This window comes from Massilia sp. METH4 (assembly GCF_037094685.1).
In the GTDB taxonomy this organism is placed as follows: Bacteria; Pseudomonadota; Gammaproteobacteria; order Burkholderiales; family Burkholderiaceae_D; genus Rugamonas.
In genome coordinates this window covers 2,092,357-2,118,381 of record NZ_CP146614.1, presented here as the reverse complement: position 1 = coordinate 2,118,381, position 26,025 = coordinate 2,092,357, and the positions used below count along the sequence as shown (strand labels likewise).

Below are 26,025 nucleotides of genomic sequence, written 5' to 3'. Positions count from 1 at the left end.
ACACCGTAAAACTACCGTTTTATAAATACAACAAGATACCGGCGTTTTTCCGCTTTCAACCAAGACACGTGCCGCCAATCGACCAATCGCAGGAGCTCGACGGCAAGGCGCTTTAAGGTGCACCTGTCCAGTTTCATGCGCATTCGCCGCTGGCGTCTTGAACCATCCATTCAGAACAGAGGGAACGAAAAATGAAGAAATCCTTGGTTGCCCTGGCCCTGACCGCCGCTTTCGGCGGCGCCGCCGCCCAGTCCTCCGTGACCATCTACGGCACCATCGACGCGGGCATTCAGCGCACCACGCACGCGCCCAACGATGCGACGCAAGTCACCCGGCGCGACAACAACAAGCTGGGCTTTCGCGGTGTCGAAGATCTCGGCAATGGCCTGAAAGCCTTGTTCCAGCTGGAAATTCGCTACGATCCCGATACGGGCCAGCTGGAAAACAATGTCCGCCCGCTGTTCCAGGGCCAGAGCCGGGTGGGCTTGCAGGGGGCGTTCGGCACCGTGCGGATCGGCCGCGGCCTGACCGCCTACCAGGAAACGTCCACCGCTTTCGAACCGTGGTCCGGCCTGCCGAACGTGGCCGGCTACCAGACCGATATCCACGTGGCCGGCTACACGAGCGACCCACTGAGCGTGGCCGGCAACTCGCTGAACCGCTTCTCGAATGCCGTGTTCTATAACACGCCGGTATGGAACGGGTTCCAGGTCAACGTGACGGTGGCCACCAAGGAAGCCAACAATGGCCCGGCCATCATCGGCAAGGGCACGGCCACCGCGCCGCAGTACACCGCCAATTCGATGGCGTCGGCCAATCCCTGGTCGGTCAGCGCCACCTACACGAATGGTCCGTTCGCCGCCATGCTGGCGGCCGAGCGCAACGGCATCGAAACGGAGCTCTGGGCGGTCGCCGCATCGTTCAAGCCGATCCCCGACCTGAAGCTGATGGCTTCCTACCAGCGCCAGGACCAGAGCCATACGCAATTCATCAACACCGATACGAATGGCTGGGTGCTGGGCCTGAACTACACGATGGGGCCGAACAAGTTTATCGCCGGCTATGGTCAGAAGGACCCGGACGGCGTGGTCAAGACCAAGCAGGCATCGGTCGGCTACGAGTACAGCCTGTCGCCGCGCACCTACCTGTACCTCGACCTGGCGGTGAAGAAGATGCCTTTCACCGTCACCGCCGCGAATACGGACACCCGCAAGCACTACGCGCTGGGCGTGCACCACAACTTCTGAAGCTTACCTCGTTGGAAGCTCGCCCCGGCCGTGTGCCGGGGCGTTTTTTATGTGGCGTGTCGGGTAGAATGTTGCTTGCTTTTTTTAAAGTTACAACAATGACCGCTACCCTGGACTCCACGGCTGTCGCGCAATACCTGACAGACCATCCCCATTTCTTTGAAGAACATGCGAGCCTGCTGGGCGATGTCCGCCTCGCCAGCCCGCTGACGGGCCGCGCCGTGTCGCTGCAGGAGCGGCAAATGGAAGTGATGCGCGAGCGCTACAAGGCGCTGGAACTGCGGCTGGCGGAATTGAACCGCAACGCCGTCGAAAACCAGGCCATCGCCAACCGCTTCCACGGCTGGAACCAGTCGCTGCTGCGCGAGCGCGACGTCGCCGCGATGCCGAGCGCCGTCACCGAAGGGTTGAAGAAGGAATTCAACGTGCCGGCCGCCACGCTGCGCCTGTTCGGCGTGGCGCCGCACTACGCGGAGGAATGGTTTGCTACCGGCGTTTCCGAGGACGCCCGCCTGTTCGCCAACGGCTTGCTAGCGCCGTATTGCGGCAGCAATAACGATTTCGAGGCCGTCCGCTGGCTCGACGATGCGGGAGCCATGCAGTCGGTGGTCATCGTGCCGCTGCGCCAGCCCGGTTCGAAGGGTGCGGCGTTCGGCCTCCTGATCATGGGCTCCCCGGATCCGGAACGCTTCACGTCGCTGATGGCCACCGATTTCCTCGTGCACATCGGCGAAACGGCCAGCGTGGCGCTGGCGCCGCTGCTGGCCGCGCCGTTGCCCTGATCATGGTGGCGCCGGCCGGCAAGGCGGAACTGCGCGACGGCTGGCTGAACCACCTGGCCACGCAGCGCAAGCTCTCCCCCGCCACCGTCAGCGCTTACGGCCGCGACCTGGCGGAGCTGGCGGCACTCTCCGGCGAACAGGACTGGGCGGCGATCACCCACGCGGACATTCGCCGCTATACCGCGAAACTGCACGCCTCGGGCCAGCAGCCACGATCGATTGCCCGCAAGCTGTCCGGCTGGCGCGGCTTCTATGACTGGCTGGCCGGGCGCACGGAGCTCTCCGCCAATCCCGTCGACGGCGTGCGCGCCCCGAAGCGGGCAAAACTGCTGCCGAAGGCGCTGTCAGTCGACAACGCGGTGCAACTGGTGGCGACGCCGGCGCGCAAGGCAGCTGCCGCGCCCACCCCGATGGAACGGTGCAACTGTGCCATGTTCGAACTGCTGTATTCCAGCGGGCTTCGGGTTTCCGAGCTGTGTGGCCTGGACCTGCATTTCCGCAAGGCCGACGATGCCGCGGCGGCCTCGGCGGGCTGGCTCGAGCGCGACAATGCCGAGGTCGTCGTGACCGGCAAGGGCAACAAGATGCGCCGGGTGCCCGTCGGCAAGGCCGCGCTGGCGGCCATCGACGCCTGGCTGCAGGTGCGCCCGGCACCGAGCGACGGGAGCGCCGCGCTGTTTCTCAGCGAACGGGGCAGCCGCATGTCGCCGCGCGTCGTGCAGATGCGCCTGAAGCGGCATGCGATCGCCACCGGCGCGCCGGTACACGTGCACCCGCACATGCTGCGGCACTCGTTCGCCTCCCACCTGCTGCAATCATCCGGCGACCTGCGCGCCGTGCAGGAAATGCTGGGCCATGCCAGCATCACCTCGACCCAGGTCTACACGGCACTGGATTTCCAGCACTTGGCCGAGGTGTATGACAGGGCCCATCCGCGCGCGAAAGGCGGTAAAGGATAGGGAAGCGCCCTGATACACATCAATGGTGCGATTGGACAGCATAATTGGAATTCCGGCATAATCGACCGATTCTGATTTTGGCTATTGACTTTGGCAAGGCGCACATGTCCCTGATTCCGACCACCATCCTGACCGGCTTCCTGGGCGCCGGCAAAACCACGCTGCTGAACCGCATCCTGCGCGAACAGCACGGCATGCGCATTGCCGTGATCGAGAACGAGTTCGGCCAGGAAAACATCGACAATGAAATCCTGGTGCAGGAAAGCCGCGAGCAGATCGTGGAAATGAATAACGGCTGCATTTGCTGCACCGTGCGGGGCGACCTGATCATCGGCCTGTCGGACCTGGCGAAAAAACGCGCGGCCGGCGAGATCGCCTTTGACCGCGTCGTGATCGAAACCACCGGTCTCGCCAATCCCGGCCCCGTCGCGCAAACCTTCTTCATCGACGAGGAAGTGGGCAGCCACTACCTGCTCGATGCGATCGTGACCGTGGTGGACGCGCGCCATGCCATGCAGCAGCTCGATGCCAACGAGGAGGCACAGCGCCAGGTGGGCTTCGCGGACAAGATCCTGCTGTCGAAGACCGACCTGGTCGACCCCGCCGCCATCGAAGCGCTGACGGCGCGCCTGAAACGGATCAACCCGCGCGCGCCGATCGGCCACTCGGACTTCGGCAATGCGCCGATCACCGAGGTGCTCGACCTGAAGGGCTTCAACCTGAACGAGAAGCTGGAAATCGATCCTGACTTCCTGGCCGCCGAGGACCACGACCACGAGCACCACCATGATCATGACCACGAGCATGGTGAACATTGCGATCACCCGAGCCACCATCACGGACACCATCACGCCCACCATACGGACGAGATCGCCGCATTCGCGTTCAAGAGCGATCGTCCCTTCGACCCGGCCAAGCTGGACGAATTCCTGGGCGGGCTTGTCAATGTCTACGGTCCTCGCATGTTGCGCTACAAAGGCGTATTGTGGATGCAGGGCGCCGAACGGAAGGTCGTGTTCCAGGGCGTGCACCAGTTGATGGGAAGCGACCTGGGAGCCAAATGGGGCGAGAACGACGTGCGCGGCAGCAAGATGGTGTTTATCGGCAAAAATCTGCCAAAAGACATCTTTATTCGCGGTTTGGAACAATGTTTGGTATAAACTAACCCCGTTTTTGTGGGGCCGCGCCCGGTCCAGGCCTTGCGGCCTCCCGGCTGGAATTTGAAAACTCTGTCGTATCGAAGGTAAGCGAAGTCATGACCAAAACAAATAAGACCCCCGCGGAAGCGCCTATCCTCACCGAAGAAGAAATCCTCGCGATGAGCGACAAGGACTACATGAATCCGGCGCAACAGGCGTTCTTCAAGGCGAAGCTGCAAGCCCTGGAAAAGGAATTGCTGAAAAACGCCGGCGAGACCACCGAACACCTGCGCGAAACGGTGCTGGTGCCCGACCCGGCGGATCGCGCCACCATCGAGGAAGAGCACGCGCTGGAATTGCGCACGCGCGACCGCGAGCGCAAGCTGCTCAAGAAAGTGCAGCAATCGCTGGTGGCGATCGAGAACGGCGAATACGGCTGGTGCGAAGAAACCGGCGAGCCGATCGGCATTCCCCGCCTGATCGCGCGCCCGACGGCCACGCTGTCGCTGGAAGCCCAGCAGCGCCGCGAATTGAAGCAGAAACTGTACGGCGACTAAGCCGCCTCCACTCCCGAAAAAGCATGCCGCGGCATGCTTTTTTGCTTTCTGCGGGACCAGGCTTCGGCTGGCTCATCGGGTAGACTGGGAGGATGGGTCTCTTTTCCCTATTCCGCAAAGACAAACCCGCCGTCGAGGATGACGAGGCCTACGCCCGGCTGGCCGCGGAGAGCGAGCTCCAGCACGATACATCGCTGCGTGGCCGGTCGCTGGAACGCCAGGGCGAGCAGCGCGACAGCGCGCGTGCCATCGTGCTGAAGATCGATGCGATCGAAGCCGCGATGGCGGCCGATATGTTCGACGAGCCCGCGTTCCGCCGGCCGCCCCGCAAGCCTGTCGCCGCCGCACCGGAGGAAGGCCCCCCAACCGAAGTGCTGGAAGAGGAGCCGGCCGCCGAAAGCGCGCCCGCCGTCGAGGAAGCGGCGATCCTGTATGCCAACGGCCAGGCCGATGAAGCATGCCGCCTGCTGGCCGATGCCGTCGCCGCCCGCCCCACGCCCGATCGTACCGCCTGGTGGATGCTGCTCGACCTCTGCCAGCTGCTGGGCCGGCAAGAGGCGTTCGACAGCCTCGCCATCGATTACGCCAGCACCTTCGACACCGCGCCGCCGCCCTGGAACCCGGCCTTGGCGAACGATGCCGGCGAGGACAGCGGCGTGATCCCGACCGTCACGCTCACCGGAGTATTGGACGCTGCTACCGCGCACAGCGCCGGCACAGCCGCCGGGGCCGCCGATACCGCGCTGCTGCGGCTCGATTTTTCCCGCCTCGGCAGTGTCGAGCCGGAAGGGTGCGCCCTGCTGCATGACACGCTGCGGCATGTGCAGCACGGCCGCAGCCTGGTCCTCGTGGGCACGGAGGAATTGCTGGCCCACCTGCGCGCAAGCATCGATGTCGGCCGCCGCGACGAGGGCGAAGGGCCATGGCTGCTGCTCGAGCTGTTGCGCCTCGGGAACCGCGAGAAGGAATTCAACGAAGCCGCCACGGATTACGGGTTGACGTTCGCGGTGCCGCCCCCGCCGTTCACCGCCCCGGGCAAGATCGCCATCGCGCCGCGCGAAGCGGCGGCACCGGCGGCCGAGCGCTACCTGCTGCCGCGCGCGATCGAAGGCGATGCCGGGGAAGCCTGGGCCGGCATCGCCGCCTACGCGGCGCACTCCCCTGCTCCCGTGTTCGACTGCTCGCACCTGGCACGGATCGATTACGCGGCGGCCGGGCGACTGCTGACGCTGTTGCAGCAATGTCACGCCCAGCGCATCGAATTGCGCGAGCTGAATCATCCGGTGGCGGCCCTGCTGCACCTGCTGGGCGCGGGCGCCGCGGCGCGGCTCGTGCCGCGGCGGTATTGACGCATCGCCCACGGCCTGCTGAAATTTATCCGCCTTGCAATTTTTTAAACCAGCCCCACTTTCGCGGCTGGCGTCATTACTTGAGGCAATTATGGAACAATTTCACGGCACCACCATCCTCTCCGTCCGGCGCGGCAACCAGGTCGCGCTGGGGGGCGACGGTCAGGTCACGCTGGGCAATATCGTCATGAAGGGCTCGGCCCGCAAGGTGCGCAAACTGTATCAGGGCAAGGTCCTGTGCGGCTTCGCCGGCGGCACGGCCGATGCCTTCACGCTGCTGGACCGCTTCGAAGCCAAGCTGGAAAAACACCAGGGCAACCTGCTGCGCGCTTCCGTCGAGATGGCGAAGGACTGGCGCACCGACCGCGTGCTGCGCCGGCTGGAAGCGATGCTGCTCGTCGCCGACGCCCAATCGACCCTGATCATCACCGGCAATGGCGACGTGCTGGAACCGGAAGACGGCATCGGCGCGATCGGCTCCGGCGGCGTGTACGCGCAGTCGGCAGCCAAGGCGCTGTTCGAGAACACCGAACTGGCGCCCGCCGAGATCGTGAAGAAATCGCTGACGATCGCGGGCGAACTGTGCATTTATACGAACCTGTCCCACATCATCGAAACGCTGGACTAACGGACCACATATGAACATGACACCACAGGAAATCGTCGGGGAACTGGACAAGCACGTTGTCGGCCAGGCCAAGGCGAAGAAGGCTGTCGCGATCGCCCTGCGCAACCGCTGGCGCCGCCAGCAGGTCGCCGAACCGCTGCGCCACGAGATCACCCCGAAGAACATCCTGATGATCGGTCCGACCGGCGTGGGCAAGACCGAGATCGCGCGCCGCCTGGCCAAGCTGGCCGACGCCCCCTTCATCAAGGTGGAAGCCACCAAGTTTACCGAGGTGGGCTATGTGGGCCGCGACGTGGACACGATCATCCGCGACCTGATCGACATCGGCGTGAAGCAGACCCGCCAGGCCGAGATGGCCAAGGTGCGCGCACGTGCCGAGGATGCGGCCGAAGACCGCGTGCTCGACATCCTGCTGCCGCCGCCGCGCGATTTCGGCTTCCGCGATGCAAGCGCCGAGGCGCCGGCCGAGAAGGACACCACGCGCCAGACCTTCCGCAAGCGCCTGCGCCAGGGTGACCTGGACGACAAGGAAATCGAGATCGAACTGGCCGAACAGGCGCCGCAGATGGAAATCATGGCGCCGCCCGGCATGGAAGAGATGACCGAGCAGATCAAGTCGATGTTCGCCGGCGTGGGCGGCGGCCGGAAAAAACCCCGCAAGATCAGGATCCGCGAGGCGATGAAGCTGCTCGTCGACGAGGAAGCCGCCAAGCTCGTCAACGAAGACGAGATGAAGCAGAAGGCAATCCAGAACGTGGAACAGAACGGCATCGTGTTCCTGGACGAGATCGACAAGATCGCATCGCGCTCCGAAATGGGCGGGGCCGACGTGTCGCGCGCCGGCGTGCAGCGCGACCTGCTGCCGCTCGTCGAGGGCACCACGGTGAACACGAAGTACGGCATGATCAAGACCGACCACATCCTGTTCATCGCCTCCGGCGCCTTCCACCTGGCCAAGCCCTCGGACCTGATCCCGGAACTGCAGGGGCGCTTCCCGATCCGCGTGGAACTGGAATCGCTGTCGATCGCCGACTTCGAACGCATCCTGACGAGCACCGACGCTTGCCTGACGACGCAATACCAGGCCTTGCTGGCCACCGAAGGCGTGCAGCTGGAATTCGCGCCGGCGGGGGTGACGCGCCTGGCCGAGATCTCCTACCAGGTCAACGAGCGTACCGAGAACATCGGCGCGCGCCGCCTCTACACGGTGATGGAAAAGCTGCTGGAAGAGATTTCGTTCTCGGCCACGGCGGCGGGCGACAACGCGAGCGACAAGCACATCGTCATCGATGCAGACTATGTGAACCAGCGCCTGGAAGCGCTGTCCGTCAACGAAGACCTGTCGCGCTACGTGCTGTAACCACCGACTATGGCAAACAAGGCCCTGGCAACCCGGCAGAAGATGCGCATCCGTGTCGAGCCGTCGCAATCGTTCAGCAAGCCGCGCAATCCTTTCGCCGCGCTGGCGAAGGCGCGCGCGGCCGGCCCGCACGAGCGCAGCAAGTCCGCCGAGCGCCAGGCCGCCAAGCGCGCCATCGCGAAAGCGAAGCTGAAGCCGGAACCAGAGGAATAGTTGCCTTGAAAATGGGGTACGTCCCCATTTTTCAGGAAACATTGCCGGGAAAATGGGGACGTACCCCATTTTCCCGGCAATTTTTTTATCGCGATGTGGTCGGCTGCTGAGCCGGCGCGACCTGCACCGGCGCCGGCTGCCCCGGCGGCCCGACCGGCGTGCCGGCCGGCGGCGCGACCATCGGCGTGGGCGACGGTGCGGGCGGTGGCGGCGCGGCCCGGTTCACGGGCGGCAACGGCGCCGCCGTCGTCGACGACATGCCCGCATCGGGCAACAGGTCCAGCCGCTTCTGCACGCCGCCGTCCAGCAGGATCGCGTGGCGCGGCTGCACGTCGTGCACCGTCACGCCCGGCGCCAGTTCCTTGCCGACCGGATAGGCCTTCGGCGTCTCGCCGTTGGCCGCGATGATGGCGACGCTGCCGCGGCCGTCGCGGGCCGCCACGACGCCGCGCAGCTCGTACACGCTGGGCGTCGCGACGGTCGCCTGGCCGCCGAACAATCCCAGCGCGGCTTCGATCGGCGGCGGCGGGGGTTCCTGCATCGCCACCGCGGCGATCGGCCGCTGCGGCGGCTTGAACAATTGCAGCGCCCAGTAGGCGGTGGAGGCGGTCAGCGCCACCACGGCGGCCAGGGTTGCCAGATAGGGTAATCGGTTCATGTGCATTTTTAGGGAATGAGGGCTCAACGCACCAGCTGGTTGATCTCGATGATCGGCATCAGCACCGCCAACACGATCAGCAGCACCACGACACCCATGGCGAGAATCAGCGCCGGCTCCAGCAACCCGGCGATCGTCAGCGTGCGGCGCTCCAGGTCGGCCTCTTGCGCCGCCGCGGCGCGCTCCAGCATGGCCGGCAGTTCGCCGGTGATCTCGCCGGCGCGGATCATGTGGATCAGCATCGGCGGAAAGTGCTTCTGGGCCGACAGCGCCCGCGCCAGGCTCACGCCCTCGCGAACGGCGTCGCTGGCTTCTTCCACGAGCTGGCGCATGGCCACGTTCGACAACGTATCCCGGCTCGTTTCCAGCGCGCGCAGGATCGGCACGCCGGAACCGGTGGTGATCGCCAGCGTGCTGGCAAAGCGCGACGTGTTCAGGCTGCGCTCGAACTTGCCGTACAGTGGGGCGGTGAGCAGCCACGTATGCCAGCGCGTTTTCAGCGCGATGTTCTGCAAGGCGCGGCGCCAGCCGAACCATGCCCCAACCAGCAGCACCAGCACGACCAGCCCGTAATTGCGCACGAAGTCCGACACGGCCAGCATGATCACCGTGAGCAGCGGCAGCTTCTGCTTGGTGTTCGAAAACACCGAGACGATCTGCGGCACCACATAGGTGAGCAGGAAGATCACGATCGCGAACGCGACCACGGTCACGATGGCAGGATACGTGAACGCCAGGCGCACCTTCTGCACCAGCGCGTTGCGCCGCTCGATGTAGTCCGCCAGCCGTGCCAGCACGCGCGACAGCTGGCCGATCTGTTCGCCCGACGCCACCAGGGCGCGGTAGATCTCGGCGAAATCGCGCGGGTGCCGGCCCAGCACGTCGGACAGCGCGGCGCCGCCGATCACTTCCGAGCGGATCGAGGCGACCAGGTCACGCACATATGGCCGCTCGGCCTGTTCCAGCAGGGCCGTGAAGGCCTGCTCGAGCGGCAGGCCCGCTTCCAGCAGGCTGGCCAGCTGGCGCGTGAACAGTGCCAGCTCGGTGGTCGACAGTTTTTCGCCCAGCCCGCGCCGCAGCGCCGAACCGCCCGCATCCACTTGCGCCGCGATGGTATCGACCTTGATGGGCACGAGACCCTGCGCTCGCAGGTCGGCGCGCGCCGCGCGCGGGCTGTCGGCGTTGACGACACCCTTCCTGGTGGCGCCGCCCGCGTCGACGGCTTCGTATCGGAATGCCGGCACTCAGTTGCTCCCCATGCTAGTCCTTCGCCACGCGCAGCAGCTCGGCCAGCGTGGTGGTGCCATCCGCCAGCCAGCGCTCGCCATCGTCGCGCATCGTCGTCATGCCGTCGGCCAGCGCCGTGTCCTTGATCTCGGCCTCGGAGGCGCGGTCATGGATCTGCGCGCGGATGCGCTCCGTGGTCTGCAGCAGCTCGTAGATGCCCACGCGGCCATGGTAGCCCGTCTGGCCGCAGGCATCGCAGCCGACGGCATGCCACTGCTGCCCGTCGAAGGATTTGCACTCCGCACACAGCTTGCGCACCAGCCGCTGCGCCAGGACGCCCAGCAGCGACGACGACAGCAGGAACGGCTCGATGCCCATGTCCAGCAAACGCGTCACGGCCGATGCCGAATCGTTGGTGTGCAAGGTCGCCAGCACCAGGTGGCCCGTCAGCGACGCCTGCACGGCGATCTGCGCCGTTTCCAGGTCGCGGATCTCGCCGATCATGATCACGTCCGGGTCCTGGCGCAGGATCGCGCGCAGGGCTTTCGCGAACGTCATGTCGATGCGCGCATTGACTTGCGTCTGGCCCACGCCGGCCAGGTCGTATTCGATCGGGTCCTCGACGGTGAGGATGTTCGTGGTCGTCGAGTTCAGCAGCGACAGCGCCGCATACAGCGTGGTGGTCTTGCCGGAACCGGTGGGCCCGGTGACCAGCACGATGCCGTGCGGCTGCGCGATCAGCTCGTTGAACTGCGCCAGCATCGGCTCGCTCATGCCCAGGTGCTGCAAGTCCAGGCGGCCCGCTTCCTTGTCCAGCAATCGCAGCACGGCGCGTTCGCCGTGGCCGGTCGGCAGCGTGGAAACGCGCACGTCCACCGGCTTGCCGCCCACGCGCAGCGTGATGCGGCCATCCTGCGGCAGGCGCTTTTCGGCGATGTCCAGCTGGGCCATGATCTTGATGCGCGAAATCAGCGAGCCATGGATGGCCTTGCGCGGCTTGACGATGTCGCGCAGCGCACCGTCGATGCGAAAACGCACGACGGATATCTGCTCGAACGGTTCCACATGGATGTCCGACGCGCCCTCGCGCAATGCCTGCGTGAGCAGCGCATTGATCATGCGGATCACCGGCGCGTCGTCCGACGATTCCAGCAGGTCCTCGATCGCCGGCACGTCCTGCAAGAGCCGCGTGAGATCGAGGTCGCTGTCGAATTCATCGGCCACCTGGGCTACGTCGCCGCCGGCGCCCGCATAGGCGGCGGCGATCGCCTCCTCGAGCTCGGCCCGCGGCACGGGTTTCAACTGGATGCGGCCGAAACGGCGCGACACCTCGGCCAGCGCCGCGGGCGCGGTGGCGTTCGACACCAGCACCTCGACGGTGCCGTCGCGTTCGCCGCCTTTGGCCAACACGAGGAAATCGCGCGCAAAGGCGTAGGGAAGAAGGTTATCCATGATCGCTTACCGTCATTGCTGCTGCGGCACCGGCTGTGCCGCGCCCGGTACCTGCACCGGCTGTGCCGCGCCCGGTGCCTGCGCCGGCGTCGGGGCCGGTGCCGGCGGCACCGGTGCCGCCACGTTCGGCGAACCGACCGGTACGCCATTGTTCAGCGCCGGCAGCTGCGGCCCGCCCAGCTGGCGCAGCAGGATCGTGTCGCTCGGCTTGAACTCGGCGCCGGAAGCGCGCATGTAGTCGTAGCGGTCCGCGGCCAGGCTCATGCTCTGCTCCTTGTTGCGGATGACGACCGGGCGCAGGAACACCATCAGGTTGGTTTTCTTGCGGGCCCGCGTGTTGTACTTGAACAGGTTGCCCAGCACGGGAATGTCGCCCAGGCCGCGCACCTTTTCCACGCCGTCGGACGCGGTATCCTCGATCAGGCCGCCCAGCACGATGACCTGGCCATCGTCGGCGATCACATTGTTCTCGATGACGCGGGTGTTCAGGATGATGCCCGACGTGGACGAACTCGAGGACTGGTCCACCGACGACGACTCGTTGTAGATCGCCAGCTTGATCGTGCCGCCCTCGGAGATCTGCGGCTTCACCTTCAGGATCAGGCCGACGTCCTTGCGGTCGATGGTCTGGAACGGGTTGGTGGCGGTACCCGAGGTGGTGGTGTACTGGCCGGTCAGGATCGGCACGTTCTGGCCCACGCGGATCGTGGCCACCTCGTTGTCCAGCGTGATCATGTTCGGCGTCGACAGGATGTTGCCGCTGCCGGTCGATTCCAGCGTATGGGCCACGGCGCCCAGGCCGAACTTGCCATCGGCCAGCTGCTTGAAGATACCGATGGTCAGGCCGTTGCTGGGCACCGCGTCGCCGTTGTACACGTTGACGAGGTTGTTGCCGCCGCTGGAGAATGACTGCAGGCCGCCGATGCGGTATTCGCTGTTGCTGTTGCCGGAGGCGCCCACCCACTGCACGCCGAATTCCGACGCCTTGTCGACCGATACCTCGACGATCAGCGCTTCGATGTAGACCTGGGCGCGCCGCACGTCGAGCTGGTCGATCACGGCGCGCAGGTTGCGGTAGACCGTTTCCGGCGCCGTGATGATCAACGTATTGGTCGAGGCATCGGCCTGGATGAAGCCCGCCGAACCGGCCGTCGTGCCCTGCTGCGTGCCGCTGCGGTTGGCCGTCAGCAGCGGGTTGGTCGGCCCGGAATTGTTCTGCGAAGTGCCGGACTGGCCGATCGAATTGTTGGCCCCCGTCTGCATCGTCGCCTGGTTGTTCAGCGCGTTGCCGGACGTGCCGGCGGCCGGCGTCTCGCCCGACATCACGGCGCGCAGCGTTTCCGCCAGCTGCGTGGCATCGGCGTTCTTCAGGTACACCACGTGCACGTTGCCCGACTGCGAAGTCGGCATGTCCAGCTTGGCGATCAGCTGGCGCGCCAGGTTGGCGCGCGCCACCGATGGCGCGCGCAGCACCAGCGAATTGGTGCGCGGGTCGGCCAGCACGGAGACGCGCCCGCCGGCATCGCTGCCGCCACCCGTGCCGGACTCCATCAGCTTGTTGATCATCGACGCGATGTCGCTGGCGATCGCATTGCGCACCGGGATCACGTCCATGTCGGCCGCCGCCGGCGTGTCCATTGCCGAGATGATCTTCGACAGGCGCTTCAGGTTGTCGGCATAGTCGGTGATCACCAGCGTGTTGTTGCCGGGATTCGCGTTGATCGTGTTGTTGGTGGAGATCAGCGGGCGCAGCACGGCGACGAGGTTGGTGGCCGACTCGTGATTGAGCTGGAACACCTGGGTGGCGATCTGGTCTCCCTTCGGCGCGGCCTGGCCCTTCACCACGGTGGGCGTGGCCTGCAGCTTCGCTTCCGCTTCCGGCACCACCTTCGCGTAGCCGTCGCCGCTGACGATCGCATAGCCCTGCAGGCGCAGCGCGGAAGTGAGCAGCGCGAACGCCTGCGACTTGCTGATCGATTTTTCCGACACCAGCGTGATCGTGCCCTTCACGCGCGGGTCGATCAGGAAGGTGATGTTGGTGTAATGCCCGACCGCCTTGATGACGGACTCGATATCGGCACCGACGAAGTTCAGCGCGGCTTCATCCTGCGGCGCGGCCCAGGCGGGTCCGACAGACGTCGACAGGGTGCAGCACAGCAGCGCGGCGGCGGACAGGCGCCGCAGCGCGGGAAGTTGAAATTGGCTTGCAGTTTTCATTATCTGAACTCGAGTGCGATGATGTTTTTGCCGCCCACATTGCGGCGCTGGCCCAGCAGGTTGAGCAGGTTGCCCAGGGTGTCTTCATAGCCGGGGGCCGCAGCGGCCTGGCCGGAGAATTGCAGGCGCCCGTTGCGCAGCTGGCCGGTGCCGGACAGCAGCAGGGGGCCCTTCGTGGAGCTGAGCGCGACGGCGGCCTGCTGGCCCTTCCAGTCCAGCGCCAGCTGGTAGCTGCCCAGAGGCTTGATCGGTGCCAGGCGCGACGACACGTCGTGCATCTGCAGGGTGGTCACGCCGTCCACCAGGATATTCTTGTTTTCCAGCGCGAGCGCCAGCGACGTCCACGCCAGTTGCAGCCGGCCCGACAGCGCCAGCGTGTTCAGGGGCGCGCCCAGGCCCGACAGGCCATCGGCCGGCAGCTTCAGGGCCGCCGGGCTCAGTTGCCAGGCCGTCCAGCTGCCGGTGAAGGTGACCGGCTGCGTCAGCGCTTCCGGATTGTCCAGTTCCATGCGCACGCTGCCCAGCAGGGACAGCGGCGACAGCTTCCAGGCGAACCGCCCCGGCAACAGCGGCGTGACGGGGCTGTTGCCGCTGGCCGCGCCGCCCACGAAGGCGGAGCCGCGCCACAGCGTGCCTTGCGCATCGCCCAGCGTGAGCCGGCCGCCGGTCTGTTTCTCCACCAGCGCGGCGACCCAGGTGGCGGGGAAGAACACGAGCAGCGTGAGGATGACCGTCACGGCGATGGCCAGCAGCCACAGGATGGCGCGCTTCATCGGTTGCCCGCCTCCTGGCGCAACGTCAGGGCCGCGTCGACGAGGCCCGCGCCCTCGCCCTTGCCCTCGGCGGCACCGATCTTCGCCTCCTGCACCGCCAGCCGTTCTTCGCGCCGCGCGGCATCGAGCCAGGTGACGAGGCCGGCGAACTGCACGCCCTTGAATTCGACCTTCACGTAGTCACCCGTCACGGTCAGGTTCTGCGCCGTCAGGCCGCGCGCGGCCAGCGCGGCGTTCAAGGCTTCGCGCGACAGCGGCTGCACCTGCACGGGCGGCCGCGCGCCCAGTTGCGCGGCCTGCGTAGCCAGGGCCTGCATTTGCGCGGCTTCCTGGCGCAGCTGGGGCAATTCCTTGCGCAGCCGTTCGCGGCTCGTCAATGCCGGGTCGATCAGCACCGCATACACCAGCGCCAGGCCGACGACGATGCCGCCCACCGTGAGGAAGCGGCGTTCCTGTTCGGTGCGCGCGCCCCAGAACGCCGCGGCCGAGGCGCGCGCGCCAGCCAGTCCACTCATTGCCTTGCTCACGATTTGCCACTCCCACGCAATTGCCATACTCCGGACCCGGTTTCCGTCACCGCCACGCCACGCGGCGCCAGTTGCGCCTGTATCTGCTGCAGCGCCGTGCCGTCGACGCTGCCCGGCTTCAGGCGCACGACGAGTGCGCGCTCGCGGTACTCGAGGCCGGCCACGATGTCGCGCCGTGGCAGCGCTCCCAGCGCTTCGCCGAACGCGGCGGCCAGCGCCGTGAATTCATCCGGTGCCGTGGCGCCGCTGCCCGCCTTGGCGCGCGCGATATTGGCGCGCATCTGGGCCGCCGGATCGAGCACCACCTTCTCGTTCGGATACGCCCCGCGGAAGATTTGCACCATCGACTGGCGCAGCACATCGGCCTCGCGCTTCATGCGCAGCCATTCCACGTTCAGGGCCACGATATTGACCAGTACCGCCAGCAGCGCGAGGCGCAGCGGCCAGCGCCAGCGCTTCCACGCCTGGGCGCGCGCGCCGCTCGCGGCGGCCAGCCCGGCCGCCAGGTCGAGTTGCACCGCCTTGGCAGCGGCGACCCGGTGCGCCCAATGCTCTTCTTCCAGCGTGACGCCCGCCACGGTGGGCAGCAGCGCGTCATACTGCGCGCGCTGCGCGGCCGGCACGTACAGTGTGACGGGCGCTTCACCGGCCAGCGCGCGCACGGCTTGCAGCGCCGCTTCCGGTTGCGCCGGCAGCGCCAGGCCCATGCCCTCGTACTGGCCTGTGCGCAGGGCCAGCTCCAGGCCGCCCTCGTCGTTGACGAGCGCGGCGGACACGCCACCGGGTGCGAGCGGCAGGCACAGTTGCGCCGGCATGGCGGTCACCGCGCGGGCGCCCTGCTGCACCAGCGCCTTCACCAGCACGTCGAGCCAGGCGCGCTGCACCACGGCCACCGTGCGTTCCGTGCTGCCGGCCTGCGGCGGACCGAGCGCGAACACGCAATCGGCCGGATCGCCCAGCAGATGCTCCTCGACCAGGTTGGGAACGGCTGCCTTCAGCCGGGCACCGGAAAGCGGCGGCACCGCCACGCGCAGCAGGGTCACGTCGGCCGCTGCCAGCAGCAGCACCACCTTGCGGCTCGCGGAGACGAGGTCGCCCAGCTTGCCCAGGGCGCCGGCGCCCTGCTGCATGATGTTGCCGCCATCGCCCACCTGCGCATACGTGCACGTGGAGCCGGCATCGGCCGCCGCCGCGCGGGCCGGATAGCTTATGTAGAGTGTCGTCAAAACGGTTTGCTTTCCTTAGATTTCCCGGATCCACACGAGGCTGGTCCGATATCCGTCCTGCTGGGACTCGCGCTTGATCAGCGCCCATGATTCGAGCGCGGCCCGATCCAGTCGCACCTGGCTCAGCACCAGGAAGTAGTCGCTGCGCGCGGCTGCCAGCCCCAGTACGGCATGGCTGCCCGCGATGTCGGCGGCATTCATGATCGGCGCTCCCTTCCGCCTGGTGACCGCCGACTGCGCTTCGGACAGCGGCATGCCCTCGAAGAGCGCCGCGATCACCTCGGCCGGCGCGGTATTCAGATTCACGCCCTGGCCGCGCGGCAGCACGACCACGTATTCGCGCAAGCGTTCGACGGCGGCCTGCGGGAAGCCCGCCACCAGCAAGTCTTCCAGGCGCTGCACCGGCATCGGCGCACTGCTTCCCTGCTGCGCCTTGGCCTGCGCCGCCTTCGCCACCTGCTGCGCCGCCGCCTGCGCCAGGTTGCCGTCCAGCTGCAACAAGGTCAGCAACTGCTGGAACGCCCTGGTTTCCTTCTGGTCGATCGCGCCGGCCCGGTCGGCCAGATTCGACAGATTGTAACGCGACTGCGCATCGACAATCTGGCCCTGCAATGTCGCGTCGTAGTCCTCGCCTTCGACCCGTTCGCGCTCCACGTATTGATCGAGGCGCGTTTCCGCCAGCGGCGTGGCCCATACCCCATCGGCACGCGTGACGCTCGGGTTGTCCAGGCCATCCTGCCGCAGGATCAGCCGCGCCCAGTCCAGCGCGCCGCGCAGGATCCAGCGCGTCTGCAGGTGCAAGCGCTGGTTTTCCACCGAGCGCACCTGCACCTGCTGCTGCCAGAACAGGCTCGCCACGATCGTCACCGCCAGCGTCGTGAGGAGCAGCGCGGTAACGACGGCGACGCCGCGCTGGCGCTTCAGGCCACGCTTCATGCATCCCCCAGCAGCAGTACCTTCACCATCGGGTTCGGTTCGTTCGTCAATTGCAGCGACATTTCCAGCCCGGTCGGGTCAGCGTTGGTCGTGCTGCCCGTGCTGCCGGTGCTGCTGCCGTTCGATGGCGCGACCCAGGCACCGTTTACCCACAGGCGCACGTTCATGCTCGACACGCCGGCCTGCAGGGCGACGCTTGGCCCGGGGTCGGAGTCGGCCGTGGCAACCTGCCACAGCACGTCGAGCTGCGCCAGGTCGCGCGTGGCTGCCGATTCGCGCCGCGTCAGCACGCCGTCGCGCAGGCGGTAGCTGACCACTACCAGCTGCGTGGGACCATGATCGGGCGACTGCGTGCGCACGAACACGAGCCGCTGGTTGTCCGCCTGCAGGTTCTTGCGCTGCGCGAGATCATCCCGGCTGGCCAGCTGCTCCAGGTCGTTCTGCATTTGCGCGAACGAAAGCTGGATGCCGCGCGTGTGTTCCATTTGCTGCGTCAGCGAAGTGCGCGAGCGCAGGATGCTGTCCAGCCCGCGCCAGCCCAGCACGGCCACGATGGCCAGCACGGTGATGGCCACAAGCAGTTCGATGAGCGTGAATCCGCGCTGCTTCATATCTGCTTGAGCACCAGCTGTACCAGCTTGATGATGCGGCGCTCGGGATGGGCCGTGTCGTAGACCGACACCTCCACGCGCCGCAGCAGCGGGTTGGGCGACAGGATCACTTCCTCCTCGCACTGCAGTTGCAGGTCGCCCTGCGGGCAGGCGAACGAGGTCTTGCCGACCGAGGGGAAGGTCTTGGCGAGGCGGATCTGCACCAGGCGGTTTTCGGCCGACCAGGTGGCCATCATGTTCGTGCGCAGGCCTTCGCTGTTGCGCGTGAGGCTGCCGATCGCCTGCAGCGCCGCGACCAGCGCGGTGCCCACGATGAACAGCGCCACCAGCACTTCGAGCAGCGTGAAGCCTTGTGCCTTGCGGTTCATGTCACTCGACCGTGAAGTGGCCGATGCCGTCGGCCCGGACCGCGCTGCGGATATCGCCATGGGCCAGCGTCAACACGAACGGCCGGTCGACCGGTTCGCGGCCGAACACGATGCGCAGCGGCGCGCCGGGCAGGTTGGTGGGGGGATCGAGCAGCAGGGTCATCGGGGTACGCTTGAATTCGCGTTCGCGCAGCATGTCGTCTTGCGGCAGTGTCTTCCATTCGCGGCCATCGCGCACCAGGAAACGGTAGCCCTGGCCGTTGGCCTCGAAGGCGATCGGCCGGTTGCGCACGATCGCCTCGTCACGCGCCAGCTGCAGCAGCAGGGCCACGCGCTGCGCTTCCTGCTGCATGGCCTGCCGCTGCGATGGCGCGGCGTTCATCGTCACCAGGCCCAGCGTCAGGCCGATGATGACCAGCACGACAAGCAGCTCGATGAGGGTGAAGCCGCGCTGGCGCATGCCGCGATGGACGTCTTAGTTTTCCCAGGAGCCGATGTCGGCATCCTCGCCCGTGCCGCCCACCTGGCCGTCGGCGCCCAGCGAGAACACGTCCACTTCGCCCTTCACGCCCGGCGACAGGTACTGGTACTGGAAGCCCCAGGGATCCTTCGGCATCTTTTCCAGGTAGCCGCCTTCCTTCCAGCCGTTGGCAGCCGGCCCGGTGGTGGGCTTGGTCAGCAGCGCCTGCAGGCCCTGCTCGGTGGTCGGGTAACGGGTGTTGTCGAGCTTATACAGTTTCAACGATTGCATGATCGTCGCGATATCGACCTTGGCCGCGGCCACCTTCGATTCGCCGGTGCGCGCGAGCAGCTTGGGCACCACGAGCGCGGCCAGCACGCCCATGATGACAACGACCACCATGATTTCGATGAGGGTGAAACCACGCGCACGGCGCGGGGATGGGAGACCTTTTTTCATGAAGCTTCAGCGGGACGGTAAAAAAGCGAAAGTGCTGAAGTATACGCCTGAATTGCTACACGACGGTGAAAAAGGAAGTAAAGAGAAGTTTCCGGATGGCCCGGAAAAACCGGTGACAGGCACCGGCCTTTTGGAAATATTTCTCGAACAACGGTGACAGGCACCGGTCATTTTGCAACACATGTTCCAAAAATACCGGTGCCTGTCACCGGGTCGGGTGCGCTTGCGCCGCCGCCGCGGGCCAGGCGGGGCTCAATGGCCGCAGACGGGGCAGCCGGCGGCGCGGCCGACGCCGATGCTGGTCCACTCCATGCGCAAGCCGTCGAGCATCAGCAGCCGGCCTGCCAGCGAGGTGCCGGTGCCCATCACGAGCTTCAGGGCCTCGGCCGCCTGCATGGCGCCAACGACGCCGACGAGGGGGGCGAACACGCCCATGGTGGAGCACGCCACGTCCTCGAACGCCTGGTCCTGCGGGAACAGGCAGGAATAGCACGGCGCCGCCTCGTTGCGCGGGTCGAACACGCTGACCTGCCCGTCGAAGCGGATCACGGCGCCGGAAACGAGCGGCACGCGCGCCGCCACGCAGGCGCGGTTGACGGCATGGCGGGTCTTGAAGTTGTCGGTGCAGTCGAGGACCACGTCGCTGCCGGCCACCAGTTCGGCCAGGCGGGCATCGTCGACGCGCTCGATCAGCGCTTCCACCTGCACGTCCGGGTTGATCGCGGCGATCGATTCCTTGGCCGACAGGGCCTTGGGCTGGCCGACGCGCGCCGTGGTGTGGGCGATCTGGCGCTGCAGGTTGGTGAGGTCGACATCGTCGTCGTCAACGATGGTCAGGCGGCCGACCCCGGCCGAGGCCAGGTACAGCGCGGCCGGGGAGCCCAGGCCGCCGGCGCCGATCACCAGGACCCGCGCCGCGAGGAGCTTCTGTTGCCCCTCGATGCCAATCTCGTCGAGCAGGATGTGGCGGGAGTAGCGCAGCAGCTGTTCGTCGTTCATTTCACTTCCGTGGGCGGCGCCTTCTTGTCTTGCGGCTTCACGCCGCTATCGCTCTTCGTTTCCGGCTTGACCAGGATTTCCGCGGCGCCCTTCTCGGCCGGCGTGTCGGCCTTGGCCAGCTTCACGGGCAAGCCCTTGAAGTGGTTCAGCGCCTGCGCCAGCTGGAAATCGTCCTTGCTGCCGTACTCGATCGGCTTCTGCTTCTTCGCCAGCGCCAGGATGCGCTGCTCTTCCTCCAGCTCGTCGTGCCGCACCGGCCGGCTTTCCTTGTCGTCGCCGGACAGGTGCTTTTCCAGGTCGGCCTCGCGCAGGCGCAGGCTGTTCAAGCCGTCGCCTTCGGCCGTTTCGTCCACGTGCACGTCCGGCTCGATGCCCTTGGCCTGGATTGCCCGGCCCTTCGGCGTGTAGTAGCGCGCGGTGGTCAGCTTCACGGCCGTGTCGGCGGTGAGCTGGCGCAGCGTCTGCACCGAGCCCTTGCCGAACGTGGTGCTGCCCATCACGATGGCGCGCTTGTAGTCCTGCAGGGCGCCGGCCACGATCTCCGAAGCGGAAGCCGAACCGGCATTGACGAGCACCACGAGCGGCACCGTCTTCACGGCCGCCGGCAGCCTGGCCAGCGGGTCGCCCGGGTGACGGCCCGCATAGTATTCCGGCCGCGCATAGAACGTCTGCTTCGAGTCGGCCAGTTGGCCGTTGGTGGAGACGACCACCGAATCCTTCGGCAGGAATGCCGCCGACACGCCGATCGCGCCCGGCACCACGCCGCCCGGGTCGTTGCGCAGGTCGAGCACGATGCCCTTCACGTCCGGCGTCTTCTCGTAGATGGCGGTCAGCTTCTTGACCATCTCCTCGACGGTCGGCTCCTGGAACTGCGAGATGCGCAGCCACACATAGCCCGGTTCCACCACTTTCGCCTTCACGCTCTGCACGCGGATTTCCTCGCGCACGATGGGCACGATCAGCGGCTTGTCCTCGCCCTTGCGGGAAATCGTCAGCACGACCTTGGTGCGCGGCTCGCCACGCATTTTCTTGATCGATTCTTCCAGCGACAGGCCTTTCAGCGGCACGTTGTCGATCCGGGTGATCAGGTCGCCCGAGCGGATGCCGGCCTTGAATGCGGGCGTATCCTCGATCGGCGAGACCACCTTTACATAGCCATCCTCGGTGGAGACCTCGATGCCGATACCGACGAACTTGCCCTGCACGGATTCGCGCATTTCGCGGAAGGCCTTCTCGTCCAGGTACACCGAATGCGGGTCGAGCGAGGACACCATGCCGGCAATGGCTTCCTGCAGCAGCTTCTTGTCGTCCACGTTCTCGACATAGTCGCTCTTGATCAGGCCGAACACGTCCGACAGCTGGCGCAATTCCTCCAGCGGCAGCGGTGCATCGATCCGCTGCGCCAGCGCCGAAAAGTTCATCGAGGCGGCCATGCCGGCCACCATGCCCAGGCCGATCAGGCCGATACTCTTGAGTTTGTTACCCATTGATGTTCCACTGAGGTACTACAGAGGAGCGCATGGCAGCGCCTGGTGTCGGACACCTTTTCCGGACGATCCTTCCGGAAAAGGTGCCCGACACCGGTTTTCCTGGACTCAGAACTTCACCCACCCGGCCGGATCGAACGCCCGGCCCTGATGACGCAGCTCGAAGTATAAACCCGATTCCTCGTTGCCACCGCTGTTGCCGGCCGCCGCGATCACGTCGCCGGCCTTCACCACGTCCCCCACGCGCTTGAGCAGCGACTGGTTGTTGCCATAGATGCTCATGTACTGGCCGCCATGGTCGACGATGATCAGGTTACCGAAGCCGCGCAGCCAGTCGGCGAACACCACGCGGCCCTGAGCCACGCTGCGGATCTCGGTGCCTTCGCTGGCCAGGATGAACATGCCTTTCCAGCCCGGGCCATCGCCGCGCTTGGTGCCGAAGCGTGCCGCGACCCGTCCGGAGACCGGGGCACGCATCTGCCCTTTCAGGCTGGCGAAGGCGCCGGCCGGCGCCGCCGGCGCCAGCGCCACGTCGGACGGCCGGGCCGCGCCTTCGTCGCGCGGTTCCGGTTTCGCCGGCTCACGCTGCGCGATCCGAGTGTCTTGCTTCGACTCTTGCTTCGATTCCTGCTTCGGCTCCAGCTTCGGTTCGGGCCTGGTCTCGGGCTTTTGCGCGATCTTCGGCTCGGCCTTCTGCGCCTTGTCGTGCGCCTTGTCGTGCGCCTTGCTCTCGCGCGCCAGCCGCTCGCGTTCGGCCTTGGCCTTCGCCGCGGCCAGTGCCCGCGCTTCCGCCTCGGCCTTCGCTTTCGCCGCGCGCTCGGCCGCCAGGCGTTCCTGCCTTGCCTTTTCGGCGGCGGCGGCGCGGGCCTGCTCCTCGATCAGCTTGTTCAGCCGGTTCACCAGCGCCCCCATGCGCTGCTCGTCGCGCTCGATGCGGCCCGCTTCCTTGCGCTGCGTATCGAGTTTTTGCGACAGGTTCGCCACCAGCGCGGCGTGTTTGGCCTTCTGCTGTTCCAGCACCGCTTTCTGCTGGCGCTCTTCCTCGGCGATCTCCACCAGCTCGTCGCGGGCATTCTGTGCTTCAGCCTGGTTCGTTTCCACGGCCGCAAGGTTGGTGCGCAGCGCTTCGATCAGCTGCGCCTGTTTCTGCGATACATAGGACATCAATTGCAGGTCGCGATTGATGCGGTTCGGGTTGTCGCCGGAGAGCAGCAGCTTGATGCGGTCCTCGTTGCCGGCCACGTACTGCTCGCGCAGCAGTTTCGCCAACTGCGCCTTCTGGGCGGCGATGGTAGCGGCCAGCCGCTCGCGTTCGGCGGACAGCGCGGCGATCTTTTCATTCGTTGTCGCGGTCTCGGCAGCCAGCTCGCGCAACTGGCGGTTGGCGTTCGAGATCGCTTCTTCGGACTCGGCCAGCGTGTCGGCCGCATCCTCGCGCGCACTCTCGGTCTGGCCGATGTCGCGCTTCAGGGCATTGAGTTTCTGTTGCAGCGCGATGCGTTCCGCCTCGGCGGCGGCCTTCTGCTTGCTGCGGTTGGTTTGTTTGGCGGCGGCGAGGGCATCGCCCCCGCCGAAAGCCAGCGCCGCGGCAATGCCGAGCATGGAAAGCCAGGCGCCGGCGCGCCGCGAACGGTTCACTGACATCGAGCGTTACTTGGCCTTGCCCTGGTTGGCCACGGCTGCCTGCGCGGCGGCGATCGCATCCGCGTCGCCCAGGTAATAGTGACGGATCGGCTTCAGGTCTTCGTCCAGCTCATACACGAGCGGCTGGCCGTTCGGAATGTTCAGGCCGACGATTTCCTCGTCGCTGATATTGTCCAGCATCTTGATCAGCGCGCGCAGGCTGTTGCCGTGGGCAGAGATCAGGATCTGCTTGCCGGCCTTGATCTGCGGCGCGATTTCCTCGTTCCATGCCGGCAGCACGCGGGCCACGGTGTCCTTCAGGCATTCGGTCAGCGGAATCTGTTCCTTCGGCAGGCCGGCGTAGCGCGGGTCATTGAACGACGCGCGGTCATCGCCTTCTTCCAACGCGGGCGGCGGCGTGTCGTAGCTGCGGCGCCAGACCAGCACTTGCGCGTCGCCGAACTTGGCGGCCGTCTCGGCCTTGTCCAGGCCCTGCAGGGCGCCGTAGTGACGCTCGTTCAGGCGCCAGTCGTTCTTGACGGGCAGGTACATCAGGTCCATTTCATCGAGCGTCAGCCACAGCGTGCGGATCGCGCGCTTGAGCACCGAGGTGTAGCACAGGTCGAACGTGTAGCCTTCCTTTTTCAGCACTTCGCCGGCGGCCTTGGCTTCCTTCACGCCTTTCTCGGTCAGGTCGACGTCGGTCCAGCCGGTGAAGCGATTCTCGAGATTCCACGTGGACTCACCATGACGCATGAAAACAATTTTGTACATAGGGCAATCTTTTTTAGAGGTAGGATGGAAAATCTTCAGCCGGAGCCGTTGTTCGTCTTCTATTTTATAATGCGCGGATTGACTTCAACCAATGGAAGCTAAGTGAAATTCATCATCGACCATATTTTTCTCGTCGGCATCGCGGTGCTGTCGGGCGGTGCATTGCTGTGGCCGGCGCTTGCGCAGCGGGGTAAAAAGGCATCCCCGCAGCAGGTCACGCTGTTGATAAACCGAGCCAAAGCCACCATTGTGGACGTACGCGACGCTGCCGCTTTCGGTGAAGGCCACCTGCCGGATGCGAAGAATATCCCGCTGGCCGAGTTGGCCAAGCGCAGCGGCGAGCTGGAAAAATTCAAGAACCGGACGGCCATCGTCGTCTGCCAAAAAGGGACGCGCGCCTACGGCGCCGCGAAGATTCTGGAAAAGGCGGGGTTTGCCGATGTGGTCGTCCTGGACGGCGGCATCGAAGCGTGGAAAGCCCAGGGGCTGCCGATCACCAAATAAAGGAAGGATACTGCCATGACCGCTCAAGTAACGATGTACACCACCGCCGTGTGCCCATATTGCATTCGTGCCGAACGGCTGTTGGAAAGCAAGGGCATCAAGAACATCGACAAGATCCGCGTCGACCTCGACCCGGCCCAGCGCCAGGTGATGATGCAGAAGACCGGCCGCCGCACCGTGCCGCAGATCTACGTGGGCGATACCCACGTGGGCGGCTTCGATGACCTGTACGCGCTGGACCAGGCCGGCCGCCTCGATCCGCTGCTGAACGGCTGAGATTTTCGTCGCCGATTTCCGGCGGTTAATATAATTACAACGCGGGGCAAAAAAAGGCTGGCAGGCATATTTGTTTTGCTACAATTGCCCACGCGTTTGATCCAGGCCCGCACGACAGGCCGGGGCGGACGACGATAATCATCTGTCCAATTCATTGAAAGCGTTCCATGTCTGACGAAAACCTGCAACCCGTATTCCAAATCCAACGCGTCTACCTGAAAGACATGTCGCTGGAACAGCCGAATTCCCCGGCGATCTTCCTGGAACAGCAAGCCCCGTCGATCGAAGTGGCCCTGGACGTGGGCGCCGTGCCCCTGCAGGAAGGCATCTTCGAATCCACGGTGACGATCACCGTGACCGCCAAGGTGGGCGACAAGGTGGCGTTCCTGGTGGAAGGCAAGCAGGCAGGCATTTTCGAAGCGCGCAATATCCCGGCCGAACAGCTGGACCCGCTGCTGGGCATCGGTTGCCCGAACATCGTGTACCCGTACCTGCGTGCCAACATCGCCGACCTGATCACCCGCGCGGGCTTCCCGCCGGTGCACCTGGCCGAGATCAACTTCGAAGTGTTCTACCAGCAGCGCCTGCAGGCACTGGCCGAACAGCAGGCCAAGACCGCCGAAGGCACCAACACCGTTCAGTAATTCCGCAGAACCGCCAGTGGCCGGGTCCTTCCCTGCCGCCGGCTTCTCCCCATATCAAAGGCCCGTCGTGGCCTTTGATCATTTTGGACGAAAGTTTTTTGCAATGAGTATTACCCGCTTGATAATGGGCGCCGCGTTGTCCCTGGCGTGCGCCGCCGGCTGGGCTGCCGATTTCAAGACGGTTGGCGCGGCGCCTGCCGTGCTGTACGACGCTCCCTCCACGAAGGGCGTCAAGCTGTTCGTCGTGCCGCGCGGCGCGCCGCTGGAAGTCGTGCTGACCTATGGCGACTGGGTCAAGGTGCGCGACGTTTCCGGCGACCTGGCCTGGACACCGGCGCGCGGGCTGTCCAGCCGCCGCAATGTCATCGTGCGCGTGCATAACGCGAAGGTTCGCGCGGCCGAGGACGAGGCATCCACCGTGGTCTTCACGGCCGACAAGGGCGTGCTGCTGGAGCTGGGCGAACCCGGCACCAACGGCTGGATCAAGGTGCGGCACCGCGACGGCCTGGCCGGCTATGTGCGCAGCGGCGACATTTGGGGTTTTTGATACCGCACTGGCGGTGATGTGAT

30 protein-coding genes are annotated in these 26,025 nt (G+C 65.8%); 14 read left to right on the top strand and 16 right to left on the bottom strand.

All coding sequences use genetic code 11. From position 1 onward, the window contains the following. Positions 1-191 precede the first annotated feature (191 nt). The 9 genes from V6Z91_RS09515 to V6Z91_RS09475 all read left to right on the top strand — a co-directional run bounded on the left by V6Z91_RS09515 (position 192) and on the right by V6Z91_RS09475 (position 8,234). On the top strand, positions 192-1,247 hold the full coding sequence (locus tag V6Z91_RS09515; RefSeq protein WP_338769649.1) for a porin: 1,056 nt from the start codon (positions 192-194) through the stop codon (positions 1,245-1,247). Positions 1,248-1,345: 98 nt separating this feature from the next. After that, entirely contained in the window at positions 1,346-2,029 is a 684-nt protein-coding gene (locus V6Z91_RS09510) for a DUF484 family protein (protein ID WP_338769646.1), read from the top strand. Positions 2,030-2,031: 2 nt separating this feature from the next. Beyond that, complete coding sequence (locus tag V6Z91_RS09505; RefSeq protein WP_338769644.1) at positions 2,032-2,988, top strand: tyrosine recombinase XerC; 957 nt, start codon at positions 2,032-2,034, stop codon at positions 2,986-2,988. Between the two features lie 104 nt (positions 2,989-3,092). Continuing rightward, on the top strand, positions 3,093-4,148 hold the full coding sequence (locus tag V6Z91_RS09500) for a GTP-binding protein (protein ID WP_338769643.1): 1,056 nt from the start codon (positions 3,093-3,095) through the stop codon (positions 4,146-4,148). Between the two features lie 95 nt (positions 4,149-4,243). Beyond that, positions 4,244-4,684 carry an RNA polymerase-binding protein DksA gene (gene dksA / locus V6Z91_RS09495; RefSeq protein ID WP_338769639.1) on the top strand — a complete coding sequence of 147 codons (441 nt, stop codon included), beginning with the start codon at positions 4,244-4,246 and terminating at the stop codon, positions 4,682-4,684. A 92-nt stretch (positions 4,685-4,776) separates the two neighbouring features. Continuing rightward, positions 4,777-6,033: a hypothetical protein gene (locus tag V6Z91_RS09490; RefSeq protein WP_338769636.1), complete on the top strand. Its 1,257-nt coding sequence runs from the start codon at positions 4,777-4,779 to the stop codon at positions 6,031-6,033. Between the two features lie 91 nt (positions 6,034-6,124). Then, a complete protein-coding gene (hslV, locus tag V6Z91_RS09485) occupies positions 6,125-6,661 on the top strand; it encodes an ATP-dependent protease subunit HslV (protein ID WP_338769633.1) in 537 nt (178 codons plus the stop codon). Positions 6,662-6,671: 10 nt separating this feature from the next. Further along, the gene (gene hslU, locus V6Z91_RS09480; protein ID WP_338769630.1) at positions 6,672-8,021 is read left to right on the top strand and encodes an ATP-dependent protease ATPase subunit HslU; all 1,350 of its coding nucleotides are present in this window, start codon (positions 6,672-6,674) and stop codon (positions 8,019-8,021) included. Between the two features lie 9 nt (positions 8,022-8,030). Beyond that, on the top strand, positions 8,031-8,234 hold the full coding sequence (locus V6Z91_RS09475; RefSeq protein ID WP_338769628.1) for a hypothetical protein: 204 nt from the start codon (positions 8,031-8,033) through the stop codon (positions 8,232-8,234). 85 nt (positions 8,235-8,319) lie between these two features. On the opposite strand, the gene V6Z91_RS09470 is transcribed toward V6Z91_RS09475, so the two are convergent. Genes V6Z91_RS09470 through gspG form a run of 12 tightly spaced genes read right to left on the bottom strand, consistent with a single transcriptional unit; the run spans position 8,320 to position 19,148 of the window. Continuing rightward, the gene (locus tag V6Z91_RS09470) at positions 8,320-8,892 is read right to left on the bottom strand and encodes a type II secretion system protein N (RefSeq protein WP_338769625.1); all 573 of its coding nucleotides are present in this window, start codon (positions 8,890-8,892) and stop codon (positions 8,320-8,322) included. A gap of 23 nt (positions 8,893-8,915) precedes the next feature. Beyond that, entirely contained in the window at positions 8,916-10,136 is a 1,221-nt protein-coding gene (gene gspF, locus V6Z91_RS09465) for a type II secretion system inner membrane protein GspF (RefSeq protein ID WP_338769622.1), read from the bottom strand. A gap of 16 nt (positions 10,137-10,152) precedes the next feature. Then, positions 10,153-11,571 carry a type II secretion system ATPase GspE gene (gene gspE / locus V6Z91_RS09460; RefSeq protein WP_338769619.1) on the bottom strand — a complete coding sequence of 473 codons (1,419 nt, stop codon included), beginning with the start codon at positions 11,569-11,571 and terminating at the stop codon, positions 10,153-10,155. A 12-nt stretch (positions 11,572-11,583) separates the two neighbouring features. Continuing rightward, positions 11,584-13,788 carry a type II secretion system secretin GspD gene (gspD, locus tag V6Z91_RS09455; RefSeq protein WP_338769617.1) on the bottom strand — a complete coding sequence of 735 codons (2,205 nt, stop codon included), beginning with the start codon at positions 13,786-13,788 and terminating at the stop codon, positions 11,584-11,586. Beyond that, entirely contained in the window at positions 13,788-14,561 is a 774-nt protein-coding gene (gene gspN / locus V6Z91_RS09450; RefSeq protein WP_338769615.1) for a type II secretion system protein N, read from the bottom strand. Before gspN ends, gspD begins: the two co-directional genes overlap by 1 nt. Beyond that, positions 14,558-15,076, bottom strand: coding sequence for a type II secretion system protein GspM (gene gspM / locus V6Z91_RS09445; RefSeq protein ID WP_338769613.1), 519 nt, complete (start codon positions 15,074-15,076; stop codon positions 14,558-14,560). The genes gspN and gspM overlap by 4 nt, the downstream gene beginning before the upstream one ends. Positions 15,077-15,084: 8 nt before the next feature. After that, positions 15,085-16,314, bottom strand: coding sequence for a type II secretion system protein GspL (gspL, locus tag V6Z91_RS09440; protein WP_338769611.1), 1,230 nt, complete (start codon positions 16,312-16,314; stop codon positions 15,085-15,087). Between the two features lie 15 nt (positions 16,315-16,329). Next, positions 16,330-17,250 (bottom strand): type II secretion system minor pseudopilin GspK, encoded by a 921-nt coding sequence (gene gspK, locus V6Z91_RS09435; RefSeq protein WP_338769609.1) that lies wholly within the window; start codon positions 17,248-17,250, stop codon positions 16,330-16,332. Next, positions 17,247-17,861, bottom strand: coding sequence for a prepilin-type N-terminal cleavage/methylation domain-containing protein (locus tag V6Z91_RS09430; protein WP_338769607.1), 615 nt, complete (start codon positions 17,859-17,861; stop codon positions 17,247-17,249). The genes gspK and V6Z91_RS09430 overlap by 4 nt, the downstream gene beginning before the upstream one ends. Next, on the bottom strand, positions 17,858-18,229 hold the full coding sequence (gene gspI, locus V6Z91_RS09425; RefSeq protein ID WP_338769605.1) for a type II secretion system minor pseudopilin GspI: 372 nt from the start codon (positions 18,227-18,229) through the stop codon (positions 17,858-17,860). Before gspI ends, V6Z91_RS09430 begins: the two co-directional genes overlap by 4 nt. A gap of 1 nt (position 18,230) precedes the next feature. Then, positions 18,231-18,689 carry a type II secretion system minor pseudopilin GspH gene (gene gspH / locus V6Z91_RS09420; RefSeq protein ID WP_338769604.1) on the bottom strand — a complete coding sequence of 153 codons (459 nt, stop codon included), beginning with the start codon at positions 18,687-18,689 and terminating at the stop codon, positions 18,231-18,233. A 15-nt stretch (positions 18,690-18,704) separates the two neighbouring features. Beyond that, on the bottom strand, positions 18,705-19,148 hold the full coding sequence (gspG, locus tag V6Z91_RS09415) for a type II secretion system major pseudopilin GspG (protein WP_338769603.1): 444 nt from the start codon (positions 19,146-19,148) through the stop codon (positions 18,705-18,707). Between gspG and V6Z91_RS09410 the strand changes: the two genes are divergently transcribed. Then, entirely contained in the window at positions 19,147-19,305 is a 159-nt protein-coding gene (locus tag V6Z91_RS09410; protein WP_338769602.1) for a hypothetical protein, read from the top strand. The genes gspG and V6Z91_RS09410 overlap by 2 nt on opposite strands. A gap of 95 nt (positions 19,306-19,400) precedes the next feature. On the opposite strand, the gene V6Z91_RS09405 is transcribed toward V6Z91_RS09410, so the two are convergent. From V6Z91_RS09405 to gpmA, 4 genes are all read right to left on the bottom strand, one after another. Then, complete coding sequence (locus tag V6Z91_RS09405; RefSeq protein WP_338769601.1) at positions 19,401-20,147, bottom strand: HesA/MoeB/ThiF family protein; 747 nt, start codon at positions 20,145-20,147, stop codon at positions 19,401-19,403. After that, positions 20,144-21,634, bottom strand: coding sequence for a S41 family peptidase (locus V6Z91_RS09400; protein ID WP_338769599.1), 1,491 nt, complete (start codon positions 21,632-21,634; stop codon positions 20,144-20,146). Before V6Z91_RS09400 ends, V6Z91_RS09405 begins: the two co-directional genes overlap by 4 nt. A 108-nt stretch (positions 21,635-21,742) precedes the next feature. Further along, complete coding sequence (locus V6Z91_RS09395) at positions 21,743-23,236, bottom strand: peptidoglycan DD-metalloendopeptidase family protein (RefSeq protein ID WP_338771781.1); 1,494 nt, start codon at positions 23,234-23,236, stop codon at positions 21,743-21,745. Between the two features lie 48 nt (positions 23,237-23,284). Next, positions 23,285-24,031, bottom strand: a complete 747-nt coding sequence (gene gpmA / locus V6Z91_RS09390; protein WP_338769596.1) for a 2,3-diphosphoglycerate-dependent phosphoglycerate mutase — start codon at positions 24,029-24,031, stop codon at positions 23,285-23,287. A 102-nt stretch (positions 24,032-24,133) separates the two neighbouring features. On the opposite strand from gpmA, the gene V6Z91_RS09385 reads away from it, so the two are divergent. The 4 genes from V6Z91_RS09385 to V6Z91_RS09370 all read left to right on the top strand — a co-directional run bounded on the left by V6Z91_RS09385 (position 24,134) and on the right by V6Z91_RS09370 (position 26,002). Next, positions 24,134-24,535 (top strand): rhodanese-like domain-containing protein, encoded by a 402-nt coding sequence (locus tag V6Z91_RS09385; RefSeq protein ID WP_338769594.1) that lies wholly within the window; start codon positions 24,134-24,136, stop codon positions 24,533-24,535. 15 nt (positions 24,536-24,550) lie between these two features. Next, positions 24,551-24,811 (top strand): glutaredoxin 3, encoded by a 261-nt coding sequence (gene grxC / locus V6Z91_RS09380; RefSeq protein WP_338769591.1) that lies wholly within the window; start codon positions 24,551-24,553, stop codon positions 24,809-24,811. Between the two features lie 167 nt (positions 24,812-24,978). Continuing rightward, a complete protein-coding gene (gene secB, locus V6Z91_RS09375; RefSeq protein WP_338769588.1) occupies positions 24,979-25,455 on the top strand; it encodes a protein-export chaperone SecB in 477 nt (158 codons plus the stop codon). A gap of 103 nt (positions 25,456-25,558) precedes the next feature. Then, the gene (locus V6Z91_RS09370; RefSeq protein WP_338769585.1) at positions 25,559-26,002 is read left to right on the top strand and encodes an SH3 domain-containing protein; all 444 of its coding nucleotides are present in this window, start codon (positions 25,559-25,561) and stop codon (positions 26,000-26,002) included. Positions 26,003-26,025 lie beyond the last annotated feature (23 nt).